The sequence below is a fragment of the Exiguobacterium sp. TDN 0502 genome (genome assembly GCF_050846835.1).
In the GTDB taxonomy this organism is placed as follows: domain Bacteria; phylum Bacillota; class Bacilli; order Exiguobacteriales; family Exiguobacteriaceae; genus Exiguobacterium_A.
This window is the reverse complement of sequence record NZ_JBOZGJ010000010.1, coordinates 18,015-35,048: the sequence shown is the minus strand read 5'-3', so window position 1 is coordinate 35,048 and position 17,034 is coordinate 18,015. Positions and strand designations below refer to the sequence as shown.

General features: G+C 45.8%; 13 protein-coding genes. 8 read left to right on the top strand and 5 right to left on the bottom strand.

Translation table 11 applies throughout. The features are described 5' to 3' along the window. Positions 1-14: 14 nt before the first annotated feature. Positions 15-482 (bottom strand): aminoacyl-tRNA deacylase, encoded by a 468-nt coding sequence (locus ACRPK8_RS11270; RefSeq protein ID WP_432238299.1) that lies wholly within the window; start codon positions 480-482, stop codon positions 15-17. After that, positions 442-1,824 (bottom strand): MATE family efflux transporter, encoded by a 1,383-nt coding sequence (locus ACRPK8_RS11265; protein ID WP_432238298.1) that lies wholly within the window; start codon positions 1,822-1,824, stop codon positions 442-444. Before ACRPK8_RS11265 ends, ACRPK8_RS11270 begins: the two co-directional genes overlap by 41 nt. A 195-nt stretch (positions 1,825-2,019) precedes the next feature. Here ACRPK8_RS11265 and ACRPK8_RS11260 point away from each other — a divergent pair, with 195 nt between their 5' ends. After that, positions 2,020-2,793: an enoyl-CoA hydratase/isomerase family protein gene (locus ACRPK8_RS11260; protein WP_432238297.1), complete on the top strand. Its 774-nt coding sequence runs from the start codon at positions 2,020-2,022 to the stop codon at positions 2,791-2,793. Positions 2,794-2,847: 54 nt separating this feature from the next. Here the strand turns inward: ACRPK8_RS11260 and ACRPK8_RS11255 are convergent, their stop codons facing one another. Together ACRPK8_RS11255 and ACRPK8_RS11250 are read right to left on the bottom strand one after the other, a co-directional pair. Beyond that, positions 2,848-3,999 (bottom strand): cation:proton antiporter, encoded by a 1,152-nt coding sequence (locus ACRPK8_RS11255; protein WP_432238296.1) that lies wholly within the window; start codon positions 3,997-3,999, stop codon positions 2,848-2,850. 128 nt (positions 4,000-4,127) lie between these two features. Then, entirely contained in the window at positions 4,128-5,915 is a 1,788-nt protein-coding gene (locus tag ACRPK8_RS11250) for a glycoside hydrolase family 13 protein (protein ID WP_432238295.1), read from the bottom strand. Positions 5,916-6,370: 455 nt separating this feature from the next. On the opposite strand from ACRPK8_RS11250, the gene ACRPK8_RS11245 reads away from it, so the two are divergent. The 7 genes from ACRPK8_RS11245 to ACRPK8_RS11215 all read left to right on the top strand — a co-directional run bounded on the left by ACRPK8_RS11245 (position 6,371) and on the right by ACRPK8_RS11215 (position 16,125). Further along, positions 6,371-7,627: an extracellular solute-binding protein gene (locus ACRPK8_RS11245; protein ID WP_432238372.1), complete on the top strand. Its 1,257-nt coding sequence runs from the start codon at positions 6,371-6,373 to the stop codon at positions 7,625-7,627. A gap of 126 nt (positions 7,628-7,753) precedes the next feature. After that, positions 7,754-9,109: an ABC transporter permease subunit gene (locus ACRPK8_RS11240; protein WP_432238294.1), complete on the top strand. Its 1,356-nt coding sequence runs from the start codon at positions 7,754-7,756 to the stop codon at positions 9,107-9,109. A gap of 1 nt (position 9,110) precedes the next feature. Further along, complete coding sequence (locus tag ACRPK8_RS11235; protein ID WP_432238293.1) at positions 9,111-9,944, top strand: sugar ABC transporter permease; 834 nt, start codon at positions 9,111-9,113, stop codon at positions 9,942-9,944. A 22-nt stretch (positions 9,945-9,966) separates the two neighbouring features. Beyond that, on the top strand, positions 9,967-11,490 hold the full coding sequence (locus ACRPK8_RS11230) for an alpha-amylase family glycosyl hydrolase (RefSeq protein WP_432238292.1): 1,524 nt from the start codon (positions 9,967-9,969) through the stop codon (positions 11,488-11,490). 35 nt (positions 11,491-11,525) lie between these two features. Then, entirely contained in the window at positions 11,526-12,557 is a 1,032-nt protein-coding gene (locus ACRPK8_RS11225) for a LacI family DNA-binding transcriptional regulator (protein WP_432238291.1), read from the top strand. 226 nt (positions 12,558-12,783) lie between these two features. After that, entirely contained in the window at positions 12,784-15,084 is a 2,301-nt protein-coding gene (locus ACRPK8_RS11220) for a glycoside hydrolase family 65 protein (protein WP_432238290.1), read from the top strand. A 189-nt stretch (positions 15,085-15,273) separates the two neighbouring features. After that, a complete protein-coding gene (locus tag ACRPK8_RS11215; RefSeq protein WP_432238289.1) occupies positions 15,274-16,125 on the top strand; it encodes a YitT family protein in 852 nt (283 codons plus the stop codon). Positions 16,126-16,183: 58 nt separating this feature from the next. Here ACRPK8_RS11215 and ACRPK8_RS11210 read toward each other — a convergent pair whose 3' ends face one another. After that, on the bottom strand, positions 16,184-16,993 hold the full coding sequence (locus ACRPK8_RS11210) for a Cof-type HAD-IIB family hydrolase (RefSeq protein ID WP_432238288.1): 810 nt from the start codon (positions 16,991-16,993) through the stop codon (positions 16,184-16,186). Positions 16,994-17,034: the final 41 nt, after the last annotated feature.

Sequence of the window (17,034 nt, the reverse complement as noted above, 5' to 3'; positions counted from 1 at the left end):
TTAAGCGATAGAATTCAGCCGTTCGTAAAGAGAATCCCTTGTGTGAAAGATAAAAAATCTTGTGGATTCAATCGAACTTGATGCCCCCGTTTCCCTGCGGATACGATGATGAACGTCTCCGTCAAGACGCGGTCCGAGACGAGGACCGGAAAGTTTTTTTTCGCACCGATAGCGGAAACCCCGCCTCTGATATAGCCGGTCAATCCTTCTAAATCCTTCATGGGTACGAGAGCGACTTTTTTAGAGTGCAGAACCTTAGCAGCTGCCTTCAAAGAAAGTTCCTCTTCCCCCGAAACGACGACGAAGGCGTATTTATTTTCGGCTATTTTCAAAACAAGGGTTTTAAAAATGGTCGAAAGGGGGTAATTAATCTTTCTAGCGACGGCTTCAGCTGATAAATCATCCAAATCGACAGGATAAGTGAGAGCTTCAAATGAAATATTAGACTGCTTCAGAAGTCTCTCGACGTTCGTTTTGCTCATGTGGTTCTCCTTTTGTGAGTGAATATTGAACCCATTTCCGTCCATGCCAGCGTTTCATCGCAAAAATACCACGGAACCATTCATCGGCAGAGAAGGCAATCCAGATGCCGAGAAGACCAAGACCAAATCCGAGTCCGAGTGTATAACTCAAGACGACTGCGATGCCCCACATTGATAGAATACCAATGGCGACAGGGAAGCGGACATCTCCCGCTGATTTGAGTGTTCCCATAAGAACGATGTTCATCGCGCGACCTGGCTCAAGAATGACACTTGCCCAGAGCAATGGAATTCCGATCGCGATGATTTCAGGACTTGATGTGAACAGTGATAGAATCGATGATCCGAACGAAGCTAACGCAACAGCAGAAATGAAGCTAGCAAAAACAGCGATTTTCAACGTTTTCACAGCACGACCATACGCTTGTTCAAACTGTTGAGCTCCGACTTGACGAGCGACTAGCAATTGGGTTCCTTGTGCAATTGCGAGTGTGAAAAGGAAACACAACATCGTGATATTAGAGACGTAAACACGTGCTGAAAGAGCTGCTTCACCGATTGTTGCAATGAATCCAGTAATGATCAGTTGGGAAAATTGATATGAGATTCCTTCACCGGCAGATGGAATGCCGATATTCATGATTCGTTTGACATCATCACGGTTAAAATGAATCAAATCCTTTACTGTAAAACGCAGTGACAATTTGCGGTAGACGACGAAAAAGAGGACGAGTACAGCAATTGTCCGAGCAACGACGATTGACCAAGCAACACCTGCGACACCGAGGACCGGAATACCAAAAAGTCCTAGAACAGCAATGACGTTACCAAAAGCACTGACGAAATTCATGAGCAACGTGACATACATAGCATTTTTCGTAAAACCGTGACTCCGAAGAATTGCACCTAATGTGAGTGAGAGTGCTTCTAGGAACAAGAAAAGTCCGACGATCTTAATGAACGTTTCGCCATAGATGAGCGTCTCTCCTTCTAATGAGAACAATCCAAGAAGTTGTTTTCCGAACAACACGACGGTCAGAGAAACGATGAGACCAGTATACAGATTGATCGCAAAAGCGGAGCGAGCCGTTTGGCGGGCATTCTGTGTTTTTTTAGCACCGAGGTACTGACCGATGATGATGGTTGCCCCGACTGAAGTGATGTTGAATAAGATAATGAAAATGTTCAAAATTTGGTTGGACACACCGACTGCCGCAGCAGCGCTATCCGAGTAATAACTTAAAATCAAAGTCGCGATGATTCCGAGACTCATATGCAACGCGATTTCGATGAAGAGTGGCCACGTAATGTGGAATAAACTTGGTTGCTTGACTGTTTTCATAAAATAAATCCCCTTTGTTTCTTAAAAACGAATAGTGTTTCTTTATCTTTTTGAAACTATACGCCTTCGATTTTCATAATGAAAGAGGGTTTTTTGTCTTTCATCGAAAAAATAGAGATTTAAAAGGATTTTCATAAAATATCACGAATACATCATAATGAACAATCATTCATTTTTAAAAGGTAGGGGAATTCGATGAAACAAGAAATGATGTATGTCGTTAATGACCAAGTTGCGACATTAACGCTTGCTCGACCGAAGCAATTGAATGCATTGACCTCGACGCTGTTGGAGGAATTGGCAGCAGCACTAGAAGAAGCCAATCAAGATGATGCCGTACGTGTCATCGTCTTGACGGGGGAAGGTAGAGGATTTTGTGCAGGACAAGATTTAAAAACCGTCTCGCCTGAACTCGATCATGGCGAATATCTACATCAGTATTACCATCCTGTCGTTCGTGCGTTAGCCAAATCGAAAAAACCGACGGTGGCAGCCATCAATGGCGTCGCTGCAGGTGCCGGTTTATCGTTGACACTTGCTTGCGATTTTCGACTCGTGCACGCAGAAGCAACATTATCGCTTGGCTTCATTAACATCGGTCTTGTACCGGATGCCGGCGCCCCGTACTTCCTGCCCCGTTTGATCGGAGCAGCGAAAGCGACGGAGCTTGCGCTACTTGGAGATACGATTTCAGCAGAGGAAGCCGTTTCGTTGAATTTAGCGACCCGTCGTCTTGAAGCGGATCATTTCGAAGCGGAGGTTAAGGCATTCGCTCAAGGTCTTGCTAATCGTCCGACGAAGGTGATTGGTTATATTAAACAACTTCAAGCGGCTAGTTATGAAAATAACTTAGAAGAGATGCTCGCTCAGGAAATCATCTATCAGTCGCGTGCCGGAAAAACCGAAGATCATCGTCATGCTGTCGAATCTTTCATTGAAAAGAAACGTCCAGTATTCGTCGGTCGTTAAGTCAACTCTATATAGAAGAAAGACGTCGAGCACGTAATGTGTCCGACGTCTTTCTCATTTGAGTTTCTGCTTGATTTTTTTAGCTGTTGCATGTGTCCGATCTGTCAAGGCTGTTGAAATTCGAAATAGTAGGATCCCTAAGAAGGCAGATACGAAAATATAGATCCCGGTCAATGTCACAAAAGCACCGCTGGCAAGCGTAATGAAGAGAATGGAGAATTCACCGCGTGGTCCAAGACAAAATCCTGATTCGATGGCATGGTAATTCGAGAGTCCGAATGATTTTCCTCCGAGATAACCGACGAGAAACTTGGAGAGGACACCCCAAACAACTAGTGCAACAAAAAACAGATCGATCGGTAAGCCATCCGTCAATTCGAATGACATTCCGAATGTAATGAAGAACAATGGCAACAACAAGTCTTGAAAAGGAGTGACCAATCGTCTGAGGTAGCGATTCTCGTCGAGTTCCGTCAACAGGATGCCGATGACGAATGCCCCGAGGACTTCAGATAAGCCAAACAAAATTCCGATGCCGGAAAACGTCAAAATGAGACCGACGATCCCGATTCCGGCGTCAGGGTGACGATATAAGGAATCAACTAACCGTTTCCGTCGCCGGATGAAAAGTGTCATAGCGATCAGAGCCACGAAAAAGACGGCGAAGCCTAAAAAGATGATTCCGACCTTCGACAATGAAAAGGAGGATGTTCCTAATACAAAAGGCGCCGTCGTTAACAAAAGAGGGGCCACCAAATCTTCAAAGACTAGAAGAGACAAGACAAAACGATTAACGTCTTGGTGTTTATCCGGTTCACGGTCAAGTAACCGGGCAGAGATGGATGAACTGGTGGCATATAAAACACAGCCGATTAGAAAAGACTCCGCAAATGAAAAACCAAACGAAAGCGTCAGAATAATCGTGCCGCCGAACGAAAGCAGGATATCGATGATACCTGCTTTCCAAATCGAGCGAAGCTGGATCAGTAAGTCGGGAATTGAAAATTTCAGACCAAGTAAGAAGAACAGCACGATGATACCTGCTTCACCACCGAGCTTCAGTTCTTTCGGTGGATCATAATAAAGACCAAGTAAAATGCCAATCAAAATAAAGGCTAAAATACTTGGGATATGAAAACGTTCGCTAAGATAGCTGATACTGAACAAGCCGATGAGGACAAGACCGGCATAAAAGAATATTTCCATCAAGAGCGTGCTCCTTTCTGTATCCTTTACCCGAATTTCCTTCGTTTCATCAGTCCTCAAAAAAGCCCGTCCTCTAGCTTCTCATAGAGAAGACCGGAGGACGGGCGGTGAGATGTCAAAAATGGATGTTATAAAACTTGAACGATGGTTCCTGAGTAAGCGGGTAGCGAGACGTCCAGTGTTTGCTGATGGGTGTGTGTGAGTAAATCCAGCCCACGTCCTGCCTGGGGTGCTGTCAAGGAAACGGAAACATCCGAGTTGTTGAAGTAGATGTAATACAACCCTTCTGCACTCATGCGACGCATGATGATCGTATTCGTCTCATCATTGGCATGAACAAAGGAAATATGACCGGCGTTCGCAAGCGTTTTATGTTGTTTGCGAAGCAGTAGTAAGTGGCGCGTATAAGCGAACAACTCCTGATCTTGCTCCTCTGGGTTCCAAGGCATACATTTTCGACATCCTGGATCCTGGTCGCCATCCAATCCGATTTCATCACCATAATAGATGACAGGGCTACCTGAGAAGGTCAACATCGATAGCAATAAGAGACGAAGCTTATTTTTGTTATTGCCCGCGCGGGTTAAAGCCCGCGGCGTATCATGAGAACCAATCAGGTTAAAGGTCACCTCGTTGACATTCATCGTGTTCGAGAACAAGACATGCGACATGTCATTAGCGTACGACGATGCTTTTGTCTTATCTAACGCAAAGAAGTTCAAGGCAGCATTCGTAAATGGATAATTCATGACAGCGTCAAATTGATCACCAAGCAACCATTCCTGAGAATCATGCCAAATTTCTCCTAAGATGTAGGCTTCGGGATTCACTTCCTTGACGACTTGGCGGAAATCACGCCAAAAGGCATGATCCACTTCATTTGCGACATCTAGGCGCCAGCCATCAATACCGAATTCTTCAACCCAGTAGCGGGCGACATGTAAGAGATAGGATTTGACTTCTTCATTTTCCGTATTGAATTTCGGCATCTCAGGTACAAAGGCGAACGTATCATAGTTCGGCAATGGTTCTGTTACGAGCGGGAATTCCCGAAGGTGGAACCAATCTTTATAGATGGAATGACTACCGTGTTCGCGGATATCCGCGAATGCCTTGTGATGGAAGCCGGCGTGGTTGAAGACGGCATCTAACATGATACGTATGCCGTTTGCATGCAACAAATCGACCATTTCCTTGAATTTTTCTTTCGTTCCGAATTGGGGATCGATTTCTAAGTAGTCGATCGTATCGTATTTATGATTCGATTTCGCTGCGAAAATCGGACAGAAATAGATACCGGTAATGCCAAGTTCGACGAGGTAATCGATATGGTCGATGACACCCTGGAAGTCACCGCCAAAGAGATTCGTCGTCGTGGGCGCAGTACTGTTCCAAGGAAGGGTACCGGCGGGATCATTCGTCGTGTCACCGTTCGCAAAACGATCTGGGAAAATCTGATACCAGACCGTATCTTTGACCCAATCCGGTGCAGTGAATACATCGACTGCATTGAGGAAAGGAACACAGAAATAGTATCCTGTGTCATCGAGCGGTTTTTCGTCAAACCACCCGCGTTCTGTGAATACTTGACTGGTCACGCCGTCATGGAGGCGAAATCCATACCGGAGACGGCGGAATGGAGGAACGACATCAATGAACCAGTAGTCATATAACTCGTCTGATCCACTTCGTTTCATCGGTGTTTCGAACGTATTCCAGTAGTTTGACTTCGAAGGATCAAAGTTCCAGTCCGCCGCATCAGGGTTTTCCGTATGCCAATCATACGGATCACCCCAAATCAGATCGACGCGATCAACGTCATTTTTTTTCGTTTGTAGACGAATATGGATAGTCTTCTCATCGTATTTATAGACGAATGGAGACATCGCACGGTGAAACACAGCTTCTTTGAACATGGCAGTCACTCCTTAACGCAATCGCTTGCATCGTATTGAATATGTCTTCGACCTAAGAATAGTGAAGCGCTTTCTTAAAGTCAATCCGAATCCCATGAAAACGAGGATTCCTGATAAAAGTCGAGACTTAGATGCAATCGTTTGCATTAAGTTGTGCAAAAGAATAAAATGAAAACGTTTTCTTTTTGATGGTAGATTCCGCATAGCATTTGATTCGAATAATGAAAATAGGAATAATAAGTTTTTGAAATGTAAGAAAATAATTGAATAAAAGGACTTGTCAAAAGGAATTTAGATTGTATAATAAAAATGTAAAGGTGATGCAAACGTTTTCATAAAACGCTTACAACCACTCGGTTGTTATCATGGGAAAATGGTTGTGCCTTTATGCAAACGTTGTGCATTAAAACTTATCATTCATAAGTTAACTTGGGGAGGAAATTTCAATCATGGAAATGAAAAAATTCGTAGCAGGACTTTCTGTATCTGTCATGGCAATGGGCGCTCTTGCAGCATGTGGCGGTGGATCAGACTCTGAATCATCATCTTCAGAATCAGGCAGCAAAAAACCAAGCAAAATCGTCATCTGGGAAGATACGGACAAAGCTGAAACAACGAAAGCGGCAGCTAAAGCGTTCGAAGAAAAAGAAGGCGTTAAAGTTGAAGTCAAAGAAGTCAAAATGACAGATCAGCAAAAGAAAGTAGCACTTGACGGACCAGCAGGTAAAGGACCGGACATCATGCTTCTTCCGCACGATCAAATCGGTACAGTCGTTGACCAAGGATTGATCGCTGAACTCAAAGATGGTGAAAAAGCACTTGAGCCGTTCATCGATACAGCGAAGTCAGCTGTTACATTTGATGGTAAAGTCTACGGATATCCAAAAGCAGTTGAAACTCCAATCCTCCTCTTCAATAAAGATGAATTAAAAGAAGCACCGGCTTCAATGGATGACTTGTATAAACTGTCTACTGAAAAGAAAAAAGACGGTCAGTACGGGTTCCTCGCTCTTTGGGATAACTTCTACTTCGCTCACGGTCCAATCGGTGGATACGGTGGTTATGTCTTCAAAGACAACGGCGGCAAATTGGATCCATCTGATATCGGCTTGAACAATAAAGGTGCCGTCGAAGGAATGGATTACATCGGCAAATGGTACAAAGAAGGTCTCTTCCCGAAAGGTCTCATCGGTGGTGGCGGTGGTCAAGCCATGGACCAACTCTTTGGCGATAAAAAGGCTGTAGCCGTCATGAACGGTCCTTGGGCGGTCGCAGGATACAAAGAAAAAGGAATCAACCTCGGCGCTTCAGAGCTTCCGAAGCTTCCAAATGGTGAGCCGATCAAAACATTCGTTGGTGTAAAAACGTACGCGATTTCTGCATACTCGGAAAATGCAGAGTGGGCTGAGAAATTCTTGGCATCCCTCACAGGTGAAGAGAACGCGAAGACGATGTTCGAAAAATACAACGAGATCCCACCGGTCACTTCTCTTCAAGAAGATGCAGCAATCAAGGATAACGAAGTTGCAGCAGCTGTCTTCGCACAAGCGAAAAACGGTGTTCCAATGCCGAACATCGCTGAGATGGGTCAAGTTTGGGAGCCGATGGCAGCAGCACTCCAGCTTGTTGCAACGAACAAACAAGACGCACAAAAATCAGCTGATGACGCTGTCAAACAAATCAAACAACAAATCGAAGCAAACAATCAATAAGCGTAAGTGGAACGCATGAATCCATGACAAAGAGATAAAGAGAGGGGGATCTTGGATTCCCCCTCATCTTTATGGTTGGAAGAGAAGCCTGAGGTCAGACATGACCTTTGGAAAGGAGAACGGACGATGGCTGCGATTGCAACACCACACCCGACGAATCCAACGCCTGAAAAAAAGACGAACCACCGCATGATTGCGGCGCTGATGTCAATCATTCCAGGAGTAGGACAACTATACAATAAACAATTCCTTAAAGGCGCGACATTTTTTGTCGTCGTACTTTCATATTTCCTTGTTAACTTTGAACTGTTCTTCAAAGGAGCCGGAAATGGTCCTGGCGATCGCGGAGCGATCTGGGGCTTGATTACACTCGGTGAGGTACCAGGCGTAAGGGGGGATCACTCGATCTTTCTGATGGTCGAGGGCATCATTGCCTTGATTTTACTTGTCTTTGGTATCGCCATTTACGTCTGGAACTTTATCGATGCGTATCGAATCGGTAAGTTACGCGACATGAATCTTGAAGTGCCATCTTTAAAAATGCAACTACGGAACTTCCGTGATAACGGGTTCCCGTACGCGATGTTGATTCCTTCATTGGTGCTTTTAGTATTTACGGTCGTCTTACCGTTGATCTTTACTTTCTTGATTGCGTTTACGAACTACAAGTTCAATAATTCTCCACCAGCGAAGCTGGTCGACTGGATCGGGATTCAAAACTTCCTGAACATTTTCACAGTCGACATTTTCCGTGACACCTTTGTCAGTGTTCTCGGTTGGACGCTTGTCTGGACCGTCGCTTCAACGACGGGGGTCATCGCAATCGGAATTGGACTTGCGGTCTTGCTAAACCAAAAAGGCTTAAAAGGGAAGCGATTCTTCCGTTCCATCTTGATTCTTTCATGGGCAGTACCAGCTTTCATCACGATTTTGATTTTCCGCTCGATGTTCAATGAAACATTCGGTGTCTTCAATACGACGCTTCTTCCTGCAATTGGTCTTGATAACGGGATCGATTGGATGACGGATCCGACGTATACGAGACTCGCTTTAATCGGAATCCAGTGGTGGTTAGGATTCCCTTACATCATGACGCTGACGACAGGGATTTTACAGTCGATTCCTGAGGATTTATACGAAGCTGCGACAATCGATGGGGCAACTTCAGGTGAAAAATTCCGCCTGATCACGCTGCCAATGATTCTGTTTGCAACGGCACCGATCTTAATTACGCAGTATACATTCAACTTCAATAACTTCAATATCATTTATCTCTTCAACAACGGTGGACCGGCAGTGCCGGGACAATCCGCTGGTGGAACGGATATCTTGATTTCATGGATTTACAAATTGTCACTCGGCTCGAATCCGCAGTATGGATTCGCGGCAGCCATCACGCTTGTGTTGTCGTTCTTCATCATGACGATTGCCGTCATTCAGTTCAAGCGTTCAAAATCATTCAAAGATGAGGATATGATCTAATATGAGAAAACAAAACCGAATTAACATGGCGTTGTCATATCTCATTTTGACGATCGCCTCCATCATTATCGTCTATCCGCTTCTCTGGGTCGTGGGTACTTCACTCAACCCTGGGAAAAGCATTACATCGGACATCTTCCCGAGCAATCCGACATTGATGCATTACTTTGATCTATTTGATCCAGCAAAAACGGATTACGGCATGTGGTACTTGAACACGATTAAAATCGCTGTCATCACGATGGTCGTCTCTGTCGCTTTGATTACGTTGACAGGATACATTTTTTCACGTTACCGCTTCGTCGGTCGGAAAAACTCACTGATCCTGTTCCTCGTCTTACAGATGGTTCCGCAATTCGTTGCCATCATCGCGATTTATGTCTTGCTTAATATGCTAGAATTGTTTGATACGCATCTGGCGCTCATCCTACTCTATTCGGGCGGTGCGATTCCCATGAATACGTATCTTGCTAAAGGATATTTCGACACGATTCCAAAAGAACTCGATGAAGCGGCGCGGATGGATGGTGCCGGTCACTTACGAATCTTCTGGCAAATCATCTTACCACTCGCGAAACCGATGGTCGCCGTCATCGCGTTGTTCAACTTCATGGCACCGTTCAATGACTTCATCTTGGCATCACTTGTTCTGCGTTCCCCTGAGAAACAGACGCTTGCGGTCGGGTTGTATAACATGGTGTCGGAGCAGTTCGACAATAACTTTACGTTATTCGCGGCAGGTGCCGTATTATCAGCAGTTCCGATCGTTCTTCTCTTCTTCGCTTTCCAGCGCTTCTTCGTGTCTGGTTTGACAGCAGGTGGAACGAAAGGATAATCATAAGGGGGAAATCAGCGGCATGAGACGAGGCATAATGCTTCTCCTCTTGCCGCTTCTCTTGTCTATCGGGCTACAACCGATGGCAGGCGAAGCAGCAAGTTGGGAAAAGGAACGGATGTATTTCATTATGGTCGACCGGTTTGAGAACGGCGATCCAAGTAATGATGGAGAGGCAAATCCTGAAGATCCAAAAGCCTATCAGGGCGGGGATCTTGCCGGAGTGACGAAACGTCTTGATTACATTAAGGAAAAAGGATTCACTTCGATTTGGTTAACACCGATCTTCAAGAACCGTCCGAACGGCTATCATGGATACTGGACGGACGATTATTACGAGATTGATCCGCACTTTGGAACAAAGGAAGAGTTTAAGCGACTCGTTCAAGAAGCGCATGACCGGGATATCAAAGTCGTACTCGACCTTGTCGTCAATCATTTAGGACCGAATCATCCGATGGTCAAGGAAAAACCGGAGTGGTTCCATAAAAATCAGCCAATCATGAACTGGAATAATCCGTCAGAGGTCGAAAATAATTGGTTGTTTGATTTACCAGACTTCAACACGGAAAACCCGGAAGTCGTGGATTACTTAATCGATGTCGCAAATTACTGGGTCGATGAGACGGGGATAGACGGTTACCGGCTCGATACGGTGCGGCACGTGCCTGCCGCCTTTTGGAAAACGTTCATTCCGGCAGTCAAGGAAAAACATCCGGATTTATTTTTGCTGGCAGAAGTCTTTGATGGAGATCCTCGGAAAATCGCGTCGTATTCGAAATTAGGTTTTGATTCCGTGACGAACTTCCCGTTCTACTATGGAATCAAAGAGCAGTTTGCCCGGAAAAATGGTTCGGCGGAAGAACTCGATTCGGTTTATAATCGAGATACTACGTTTAATCCAAATGCGAAAGGACTTGCGACTTTCATTGACAATCATGATGTGAAACGTTTCATCACAGAAGCGAAGATCGGGGGAGCAGCGGAGGAAGAACGGCAACTTCGTTTAGCACTGTTTGCTCTTTACGCCGCACCTGGTATGCCGATTGTCTATCAAGGAACAGAAGTAGCAATGCCGGGTGGCGAGGATCCGGGAAATCGAATGATGATGACGTTTGATCAAAACAAGAAGATGCAACAGTACGTCAAGACATTGAATGAGATGCGTCACGACTATCCGGCGTTTGCAACAGGGAAGCAACGCTTAGTCGCGAAGACTGATCACATGGCTGTCTACATACGTGAGACGAAACAGCAACAAGTCGTCTACGCCATCAATCTTGGAGAGAAAAAGACGAGTCTACGAGTCGCGTCAAAGGAAATCGGGGATGACCAGCGCTTAAGAGGTCTTTTGTTCTCGGACTTAGTTCGTCAAGATGGTGATGCGTATGAGATCACACTCGATGCAAGCAGTGCAAACGGTTATGTCATCGAGAAATCACAGGTCAATTGGTGGTCAATCATCGCGATCGGCGCAATCGCTCCGATTTTGGTACTGATCCTTCTTCTCGTGCACCGAAAACGCATGCAACGTCAAGCAAAATAAACTACTCAAGTAAGGGAAACAGTGAGGTGAAGGGGATGCAGGTAACAATCAAGGATGTCGCGCGGGAAGCGAACGTTGCACCGTCAACGGTATCACGTGTCATTGCGAACAGTTCGCGTATCAGCCAAAAAACAAAAGAACGTGTCCGACAGGCCATGGACGAATTAGGATATTATCCAAATGTTCACGCACGGAGTCTGGCGAACCGGACGACACAAGCGATCGGTCTCGTCATGCCGAGTGCCGCTACAAAAACACTTCAGAATCCATTCTTTTCGGAAGTCATCCGTGGCATCAGTACGAAAGCGCATCAAAATGGTTATTCGCTCTATATGACGACAGGTGTCTCGGAAGAAGAAGTCTATGAAGGGGTCGTCTCGATGGTTCAGGGTCGTCGTGTCGATGGTGTCGTCGTTCTCTATTCACGTACGGATGATAAAGTCGTCCAATTTCTGCAAGATTCGAAGTTTCCGTTCGTCGTCGTCGGAAAACCGTTCAGTGATTCATCGCACGTCACGTATGTTGATACGGATAACTACCTAGCAGGTCGCGAAGTGACGAAGTATTTGCACCAACTGGGTCATGAATGCATTGCGTTCGTCGGAGGAGCACAGGATTTAGCTGTGACTCAAGAACGTGTCGGTGGCTATAAGACGGCCCTCATGGAAGAGGGAATACCGATTCATGAGTCATACATCGTCAGTGCTCCGTTCATGACGACAGGAGGGGCAGAGGCGGTTAAGCGACTGATGTTGCTTGAACATCCTCCGACAGCGGTCGTCGTAAGTGACGACATGATGGCACTTGGCGTCATGAGTACGCTCAATGAAATGGGAATCAGTGTACCGGATCAAATGGCTGTCGTCAGTTTCAATAACTTGTTCATCGCCGAATTTTCAAGCCCGCCATTGACTTCTGTTGAAATCAATATCTTCGGACTCGGTTTCGAAGCGACGAATTGTCTGATTGAACAAATCAATGAAGAGGCGACACCGTATGGAAAGCGTGTTATCGTTCCACACTATCTGGTCGTCCGGCAATCGTGCGGTGGGAAATCAGAAGCGTGAATAAAAAGACTGTTTTTAGTCCAAATGGCTGAAAAACAGTCTTTTTTTTGTATCTTGAAACGCAATCACCCAGTAATAGGAAGCGGTTGCAGAAAAAGAAATTTATTTTCGTGCAAACGATTGCATTGCGTCTTTTATTGTGTAAAATAAAGATTGTACAGTATAGATGAAACGCTTACATGGTCGGTAGGACCGACATGCGTAGCATAAAAGGAGCGACTTGACGATGAAACGACTTTTTGAGGTCAACGAATGGAAAATCACAGAACTTGGCTTTCATCCGGAAGAGAACCGGTTAGCAGAATCGATGACATCGATCGGAAACGGTCATATGGGGATGCGTGGTACGTTCGAAGAAGAATATACAGGGGATACACATCAAGGTATGTACGTTGCCGGAGTCTATTATCCTGACAAAACACGCGTTGGTTGGTGGAAGAATGGATACCCGGAATACTTCGCGAAAGTACTCAACGCTGTTAACATCATGGGGCTAAAAGTATCAGTCAATGGAAAACCAGTTGATTTGAATACGTGGGAAGTCGTAGATTTCAAACGGGAGCTCGATATGCAGCATGGTGTATTGACACGGACGATGTTGTTGAAAAACGGTGTAGAAGAGACAAAAATCGAGTCGAAACGTTTCTTCTCGATCGTGGATAAAGAAATCGCAGCACTTCAATATTCGGTGACACCGGTCAACTTTGAAGCCGAAATCGTCATCGAGTCGTATCTCGATGCGGATGTCGAGAATGAAGACTCGAACTATGATGAGAAGTTCTGGCTTCCGGTCGAACATGGCATCGAAGAACGCTTCGGTTACCTGACGTCAAAAACGAAAAAACTCGACTGGCACGTAACAGCGGCGATGATCACGGATGTAGAAGCTGCGCAGTGTGAAGTCATTGATGAAAGCACACAATATGTAGCAAATCGTTTCACGAAACAGGCAGCTATCGGTGAAACGGTAACCGTTGAAAAATTCGTTGCGCTCGTCACGAATCGCGATTATGACATTGAAGCATTGCTTGAACAGGCGATGAAACGGGTTCACCAGGCATTCGATGCTGGATTTGAAGCCTTACTTGCGGCGCACGAAGCGGCTTGGCTCAAACACTGGGAAGAGGCAGATGTCAAGATCGAAGGAGATGTCGAGGCACAACAAGGGATTCGTTTCAACATCTTCCATATGTTCCAAACGTATACGGGAGAAGACTCCCGTTTGAATATTGGACCCAAAGGCTTCACGGGTGAGAAATATGGCGGTGCGACATATTGGGATACAGAGGCATACTGCTTGAACTTCTATCTCGCTACCTCAAAACCGGAAGTCGCTTGGAATTTATTGAAGTATCGACATAATCAATTGCCGCAGGCAAAAGAAAATGCCGATAAGAATGTCGGTATGAAGGGTGCGCTTTATCCGATGGTGACGATGAACGGGGAAGAATGTCACAACGAGTGGGAAATCACGCATGAGGAGATTCACCGGAACGGCGCAATTGCGCACGCGATCTACAACTATACGAATTATACGGGAGACACCTCATACCTCGGACAATATGGATTTGAAGTGCTAGTTGAAATCGCTCGTTATTGGGCGAGTCGTGTCAATTATGTAGCGCACAAGGATGTCTACATGATTCTCGGAGTGACGGGTCCGAATGAATATGAGAACAATGTCAATAACAACTGGTATACGAACCTGATTGCGGCGTGGTGTCTCGAATATACGCAGACTGTCCACCGTCACCTAGAACAGGAGGAGCCGGAACGGTTGCAGGAGCTCATGCATCAGTTAGCTCTAACGGATGAAGAGCTAGCGAAGTGGGCGGATATCGATGCGAAGATGTATTACCCGAAGGACGAGGCGGCACCTGGTATCTTCATGCAACAGGACGGCTTCATGGACAAAGAACACATCTTGGTCGATGAACTCGATCCGAAACATCTCCCGCTGAACCAGAATTGGTCTTGGGACCGAATCCTTCGTTCTGTCTTCATCAAACAGGCGGATGTCTTGCAAGGACTTTACTTCTTGACGGATCGCTTCAGTTTAGAAGAGAAAAAAGCGAACTTCGATTTTTATGAACCGCGGACGGTACATGAATCGTCATTATCACCATGTATCTACTCCATCATCGCGGCAGAAGTCGGTTATGAAGAGAAAGCGGTCGAACTCTATCAACGTTCGGCTCGACTTGATCTCGATAACTACAATAACGACACAGAAGATGGATTACACATCACTTCGATGGTCGGATCATGGATGTCGATCGTTCATGGTTTCGCCGGCTTACGGGTGACAAATGATACGTTGTCCTTTAAACCGATGTTACCGAAAGGCTGGACGAGTTACGCCTTCCGGATGCAGTGGCGTGGTCATCACATTCATGTCCATGTCCAACCGAATGCTGTTGAAATCACTCAGACGGCAGGTGAAGCATTTACGTTAGACATCCATGGAACAAGCGTGGAAGTTCCGGCAAGTGGACAAGTCACTGTTCCTGCATCCATGACAGTATAAGAGGAATCAACAAAAAACCGACGGACGCGTCGGTTTTTTGTTTTCACGATTTAAGAATCAGACACCTTTGTCACAAATGAAAACGCCATCATGAAAAAGAACATCAATCTTTGAAAATCTTGACTATCCGACGACATTTGAATGTGCTAAAGTGTTTCAAGATAGTTACGAATGAGAGGAGAACGGCGTGTGACAGCAGTAGTGAAGGAAAGTATGTTAAAAGTGATTGTGGCGTCGATCGGGGGATTCGTCATCGCCGTCGCTATGAATTGGTTTTTGATCCCAAGCGGTGTCTATTCGACGGGATTTACAGGGCTTGCGCAAATCTTAACGCAGGTCCTCCAAAATACGGCGTTTGCCTTTGGCGAAAACGTCTGGTTCTTGGCACTGAACTTACCATTGATCGTACTGGCGTGGATCATGTTAGGTCGGAGTTTTACGCTCGTGACATTGATTTCGGTTTTAGCGACGACGATTTTCATCGGTCTCATTCCTCAATACGCTGTTATTCCCGGTGATCAGACGCTTAATGCGGTATTCGGAGGGGTCTTGCTTGCAATCGGAACGGGGATTACGATCAAATTCGGGGCTTCGACGGGTGGATTTGATATCGTCGCGTTGATCTTTGCCCGTTTTTCGGACCGGAGTGTCGGACTATACCTGTTCGTCCTCAATTTCTTGATTGCTTTACTGGCAGGTGCGTTGTTCGGTTGGTCGACCGCACTGTATACGATCGTATTCATCTACGTGACATCGAAAGTCGTCGATGAGATTCATACGAGCAACCAGCGCTTGACGATATTCATCGTCACGAACCATGCCGATGATATCACGACCGCTCTGCATCAGCATATCATTCGGGGGATTACGCAGATTCCTTCAATTGGAACGTATTCACGTGCTGAAAAAGCGACGTTGATGATGGTCATCGAGCGGCATGAGTTGCGGGATATTGAACGGATATGCCGAGATGCGGATGAGACGGTGTTCATCAACGTCGTCGCGACCGATTCTGTCGTAGGTTATTTCCGTAAAGGGTAAGGAATCAGAAAAGCACTTGCGCTGCAGCAGAGGCAGGCAAGTGCTTTTTCGTGTATCTTTAAGCAAGTCCTAAGACATGTCTCAAATAGTAAGCAATCCCGTCATCCTCATTGCGTTTCGTCGTACCGTTCGCGAGATGCTTGAGAGCAGGAATCGCATTCCCCATAGCAACACCATGTCCGGCGTACTCAATCATCTCTAAATCGTTTTCTTCATCCCCGAACGCAACGATCTGCTGAGCTTCAATCCCGAGATGGCGAGCAATATGAGCAAGACCGACTGCTTTACTCGTACCTTTTCGCATCACTTCGACCATGAACTCCGGTTTTACCCACTGGCGATTCAAAACGGTCTCGGCATGAACAGCGGATAATTCGGATCGAATATCTTCGACGTGTTCGCCTTTGGCATGAATCAATAGTGAAGTCGGTTCGTGAAGTAATAGCTTTCGCAGATCACCCGTCGTCACCGATAAGGCATGATCGGTATAAAATTTATAGATGCCGACCGGATCGTTTTGGAAATAGACATGATCCGTGACTTCACAAACGATATTCTGTGTCTTCGTCTCAGCGACGGATTCTAAAATATGCTGTACTGTCTGGAGTGGAATCGGATGGTGCTGGACTTCAAAGTGTGCATCACGCGGGTGATGGACGAGCCCGCCGTTGAAATTAACGATAGGTGTCGTCAAACCGAGCTGTTCATAGTATTTTCGGGCGTGACGAAACGGTCGTCCTGTTGCGATGACGATTTCGTGTCCATTTTTTCTGGCACGCTGAAGTGCCTCGACGTTTGCAGTACTGATCGTTTTATCATCGTTTAAAAGGGTACCATCGAGATCGACGGCGATTAAGTGACGGGTCATGATGAAATCCTCCGCTTTCTTTTCGTTAGTTCTACTGTAGC

Excerpts from the sequence above, each read along its gene's own strand:
- ACRPK8_RS11210 (WP_432238288.1), bottom strand. The coding sequence starts at position 16,993 with ATGACCCGTCACTTAATCGCCGTCGATCTCGATGGTACCCTTTTAAAC.
- ACRPK8_RS11270 (WP_432238299.1), bottom strand. The coding sequence starts at position 482 with ATGAGCAAAACGAACGTCGAGAGACTTCTGAAGCAGTCTAATATTTCA.
- ACRPK8_RS11225 (WP_432238291.1), top strand. The coding sequence starts at position 11,526 with ATGCAGGTAACAATCAAGGATGTCGCGCGGGAAGCGAACGTTGCACCG.
- ACRPK8_RS11235 (WP_432238293.1), top strand. The coding sequence starts at position 9,111 with ATGAGAAAACAAAACCGAATTAACATGGCGTTGTCATATCTCATTTTG.
- ACRPK8_RS11230 (WP_432238292.1), top strand. The coding sequence starts at position 9,967 with ATGAGACGAGGCATAATGCTTCTCCTCTTGCCGCTTCTCTTGTCTATC.
- ACRPK8_RS11260 (WP_432238297.1), top strand. The coding sequence starts at position 2,020 with ATGAAACAAGAAATGATGTATGTCGTTAATGACCAAGTTGCGACATTA.
- ACRPK8_RS11255 (WP_432238296.1), bottom strand. The coding sequence starts at position 3,999 with ATGGAAATATTCTTTTATGCCGGTCTTGTCCTCATCGGCTTGTTCAGT.
- ACRPK8_RS11220 (WP_432238290.1), top strand. The coding sequence starts at position 12,784 with ATGAAACGACTTTTTGAGGTCAACGAATGGAAAATCACAGAACTTGGC.
- ACRPK8_RS11265 (WP_432238298.1), bottom strand. The coding sequence starts at position 1,824 with ATGAAAACAGTCAAGCAACCAAGTTTATTCCACATTACGTGGCCACTC.
- ACRPK8_RS11245 (WP_432238372.1), top strand. The coding sequence starts at position 6,371 with ATGAAAAAATTCGTAGCAGGACTTTCTGTATCTGTCATGGCAATGGGC.
- ACRPK8_RS11250 (WP_432238295.1), bottom strand. The coding sequence starts at position 5,915 with ATGTTCAAAGAAGCTGTGTTTCACCGTGCGATGTCTCCATTCGTCTAT.
- ACRPK8_RS11240 (WP_432238294.1), top strand. The coding sequence starts at position 7,754 with ATGGCTGCGATTGCAACACCACACCCGACGAATCCAACGCCTGAAAAA.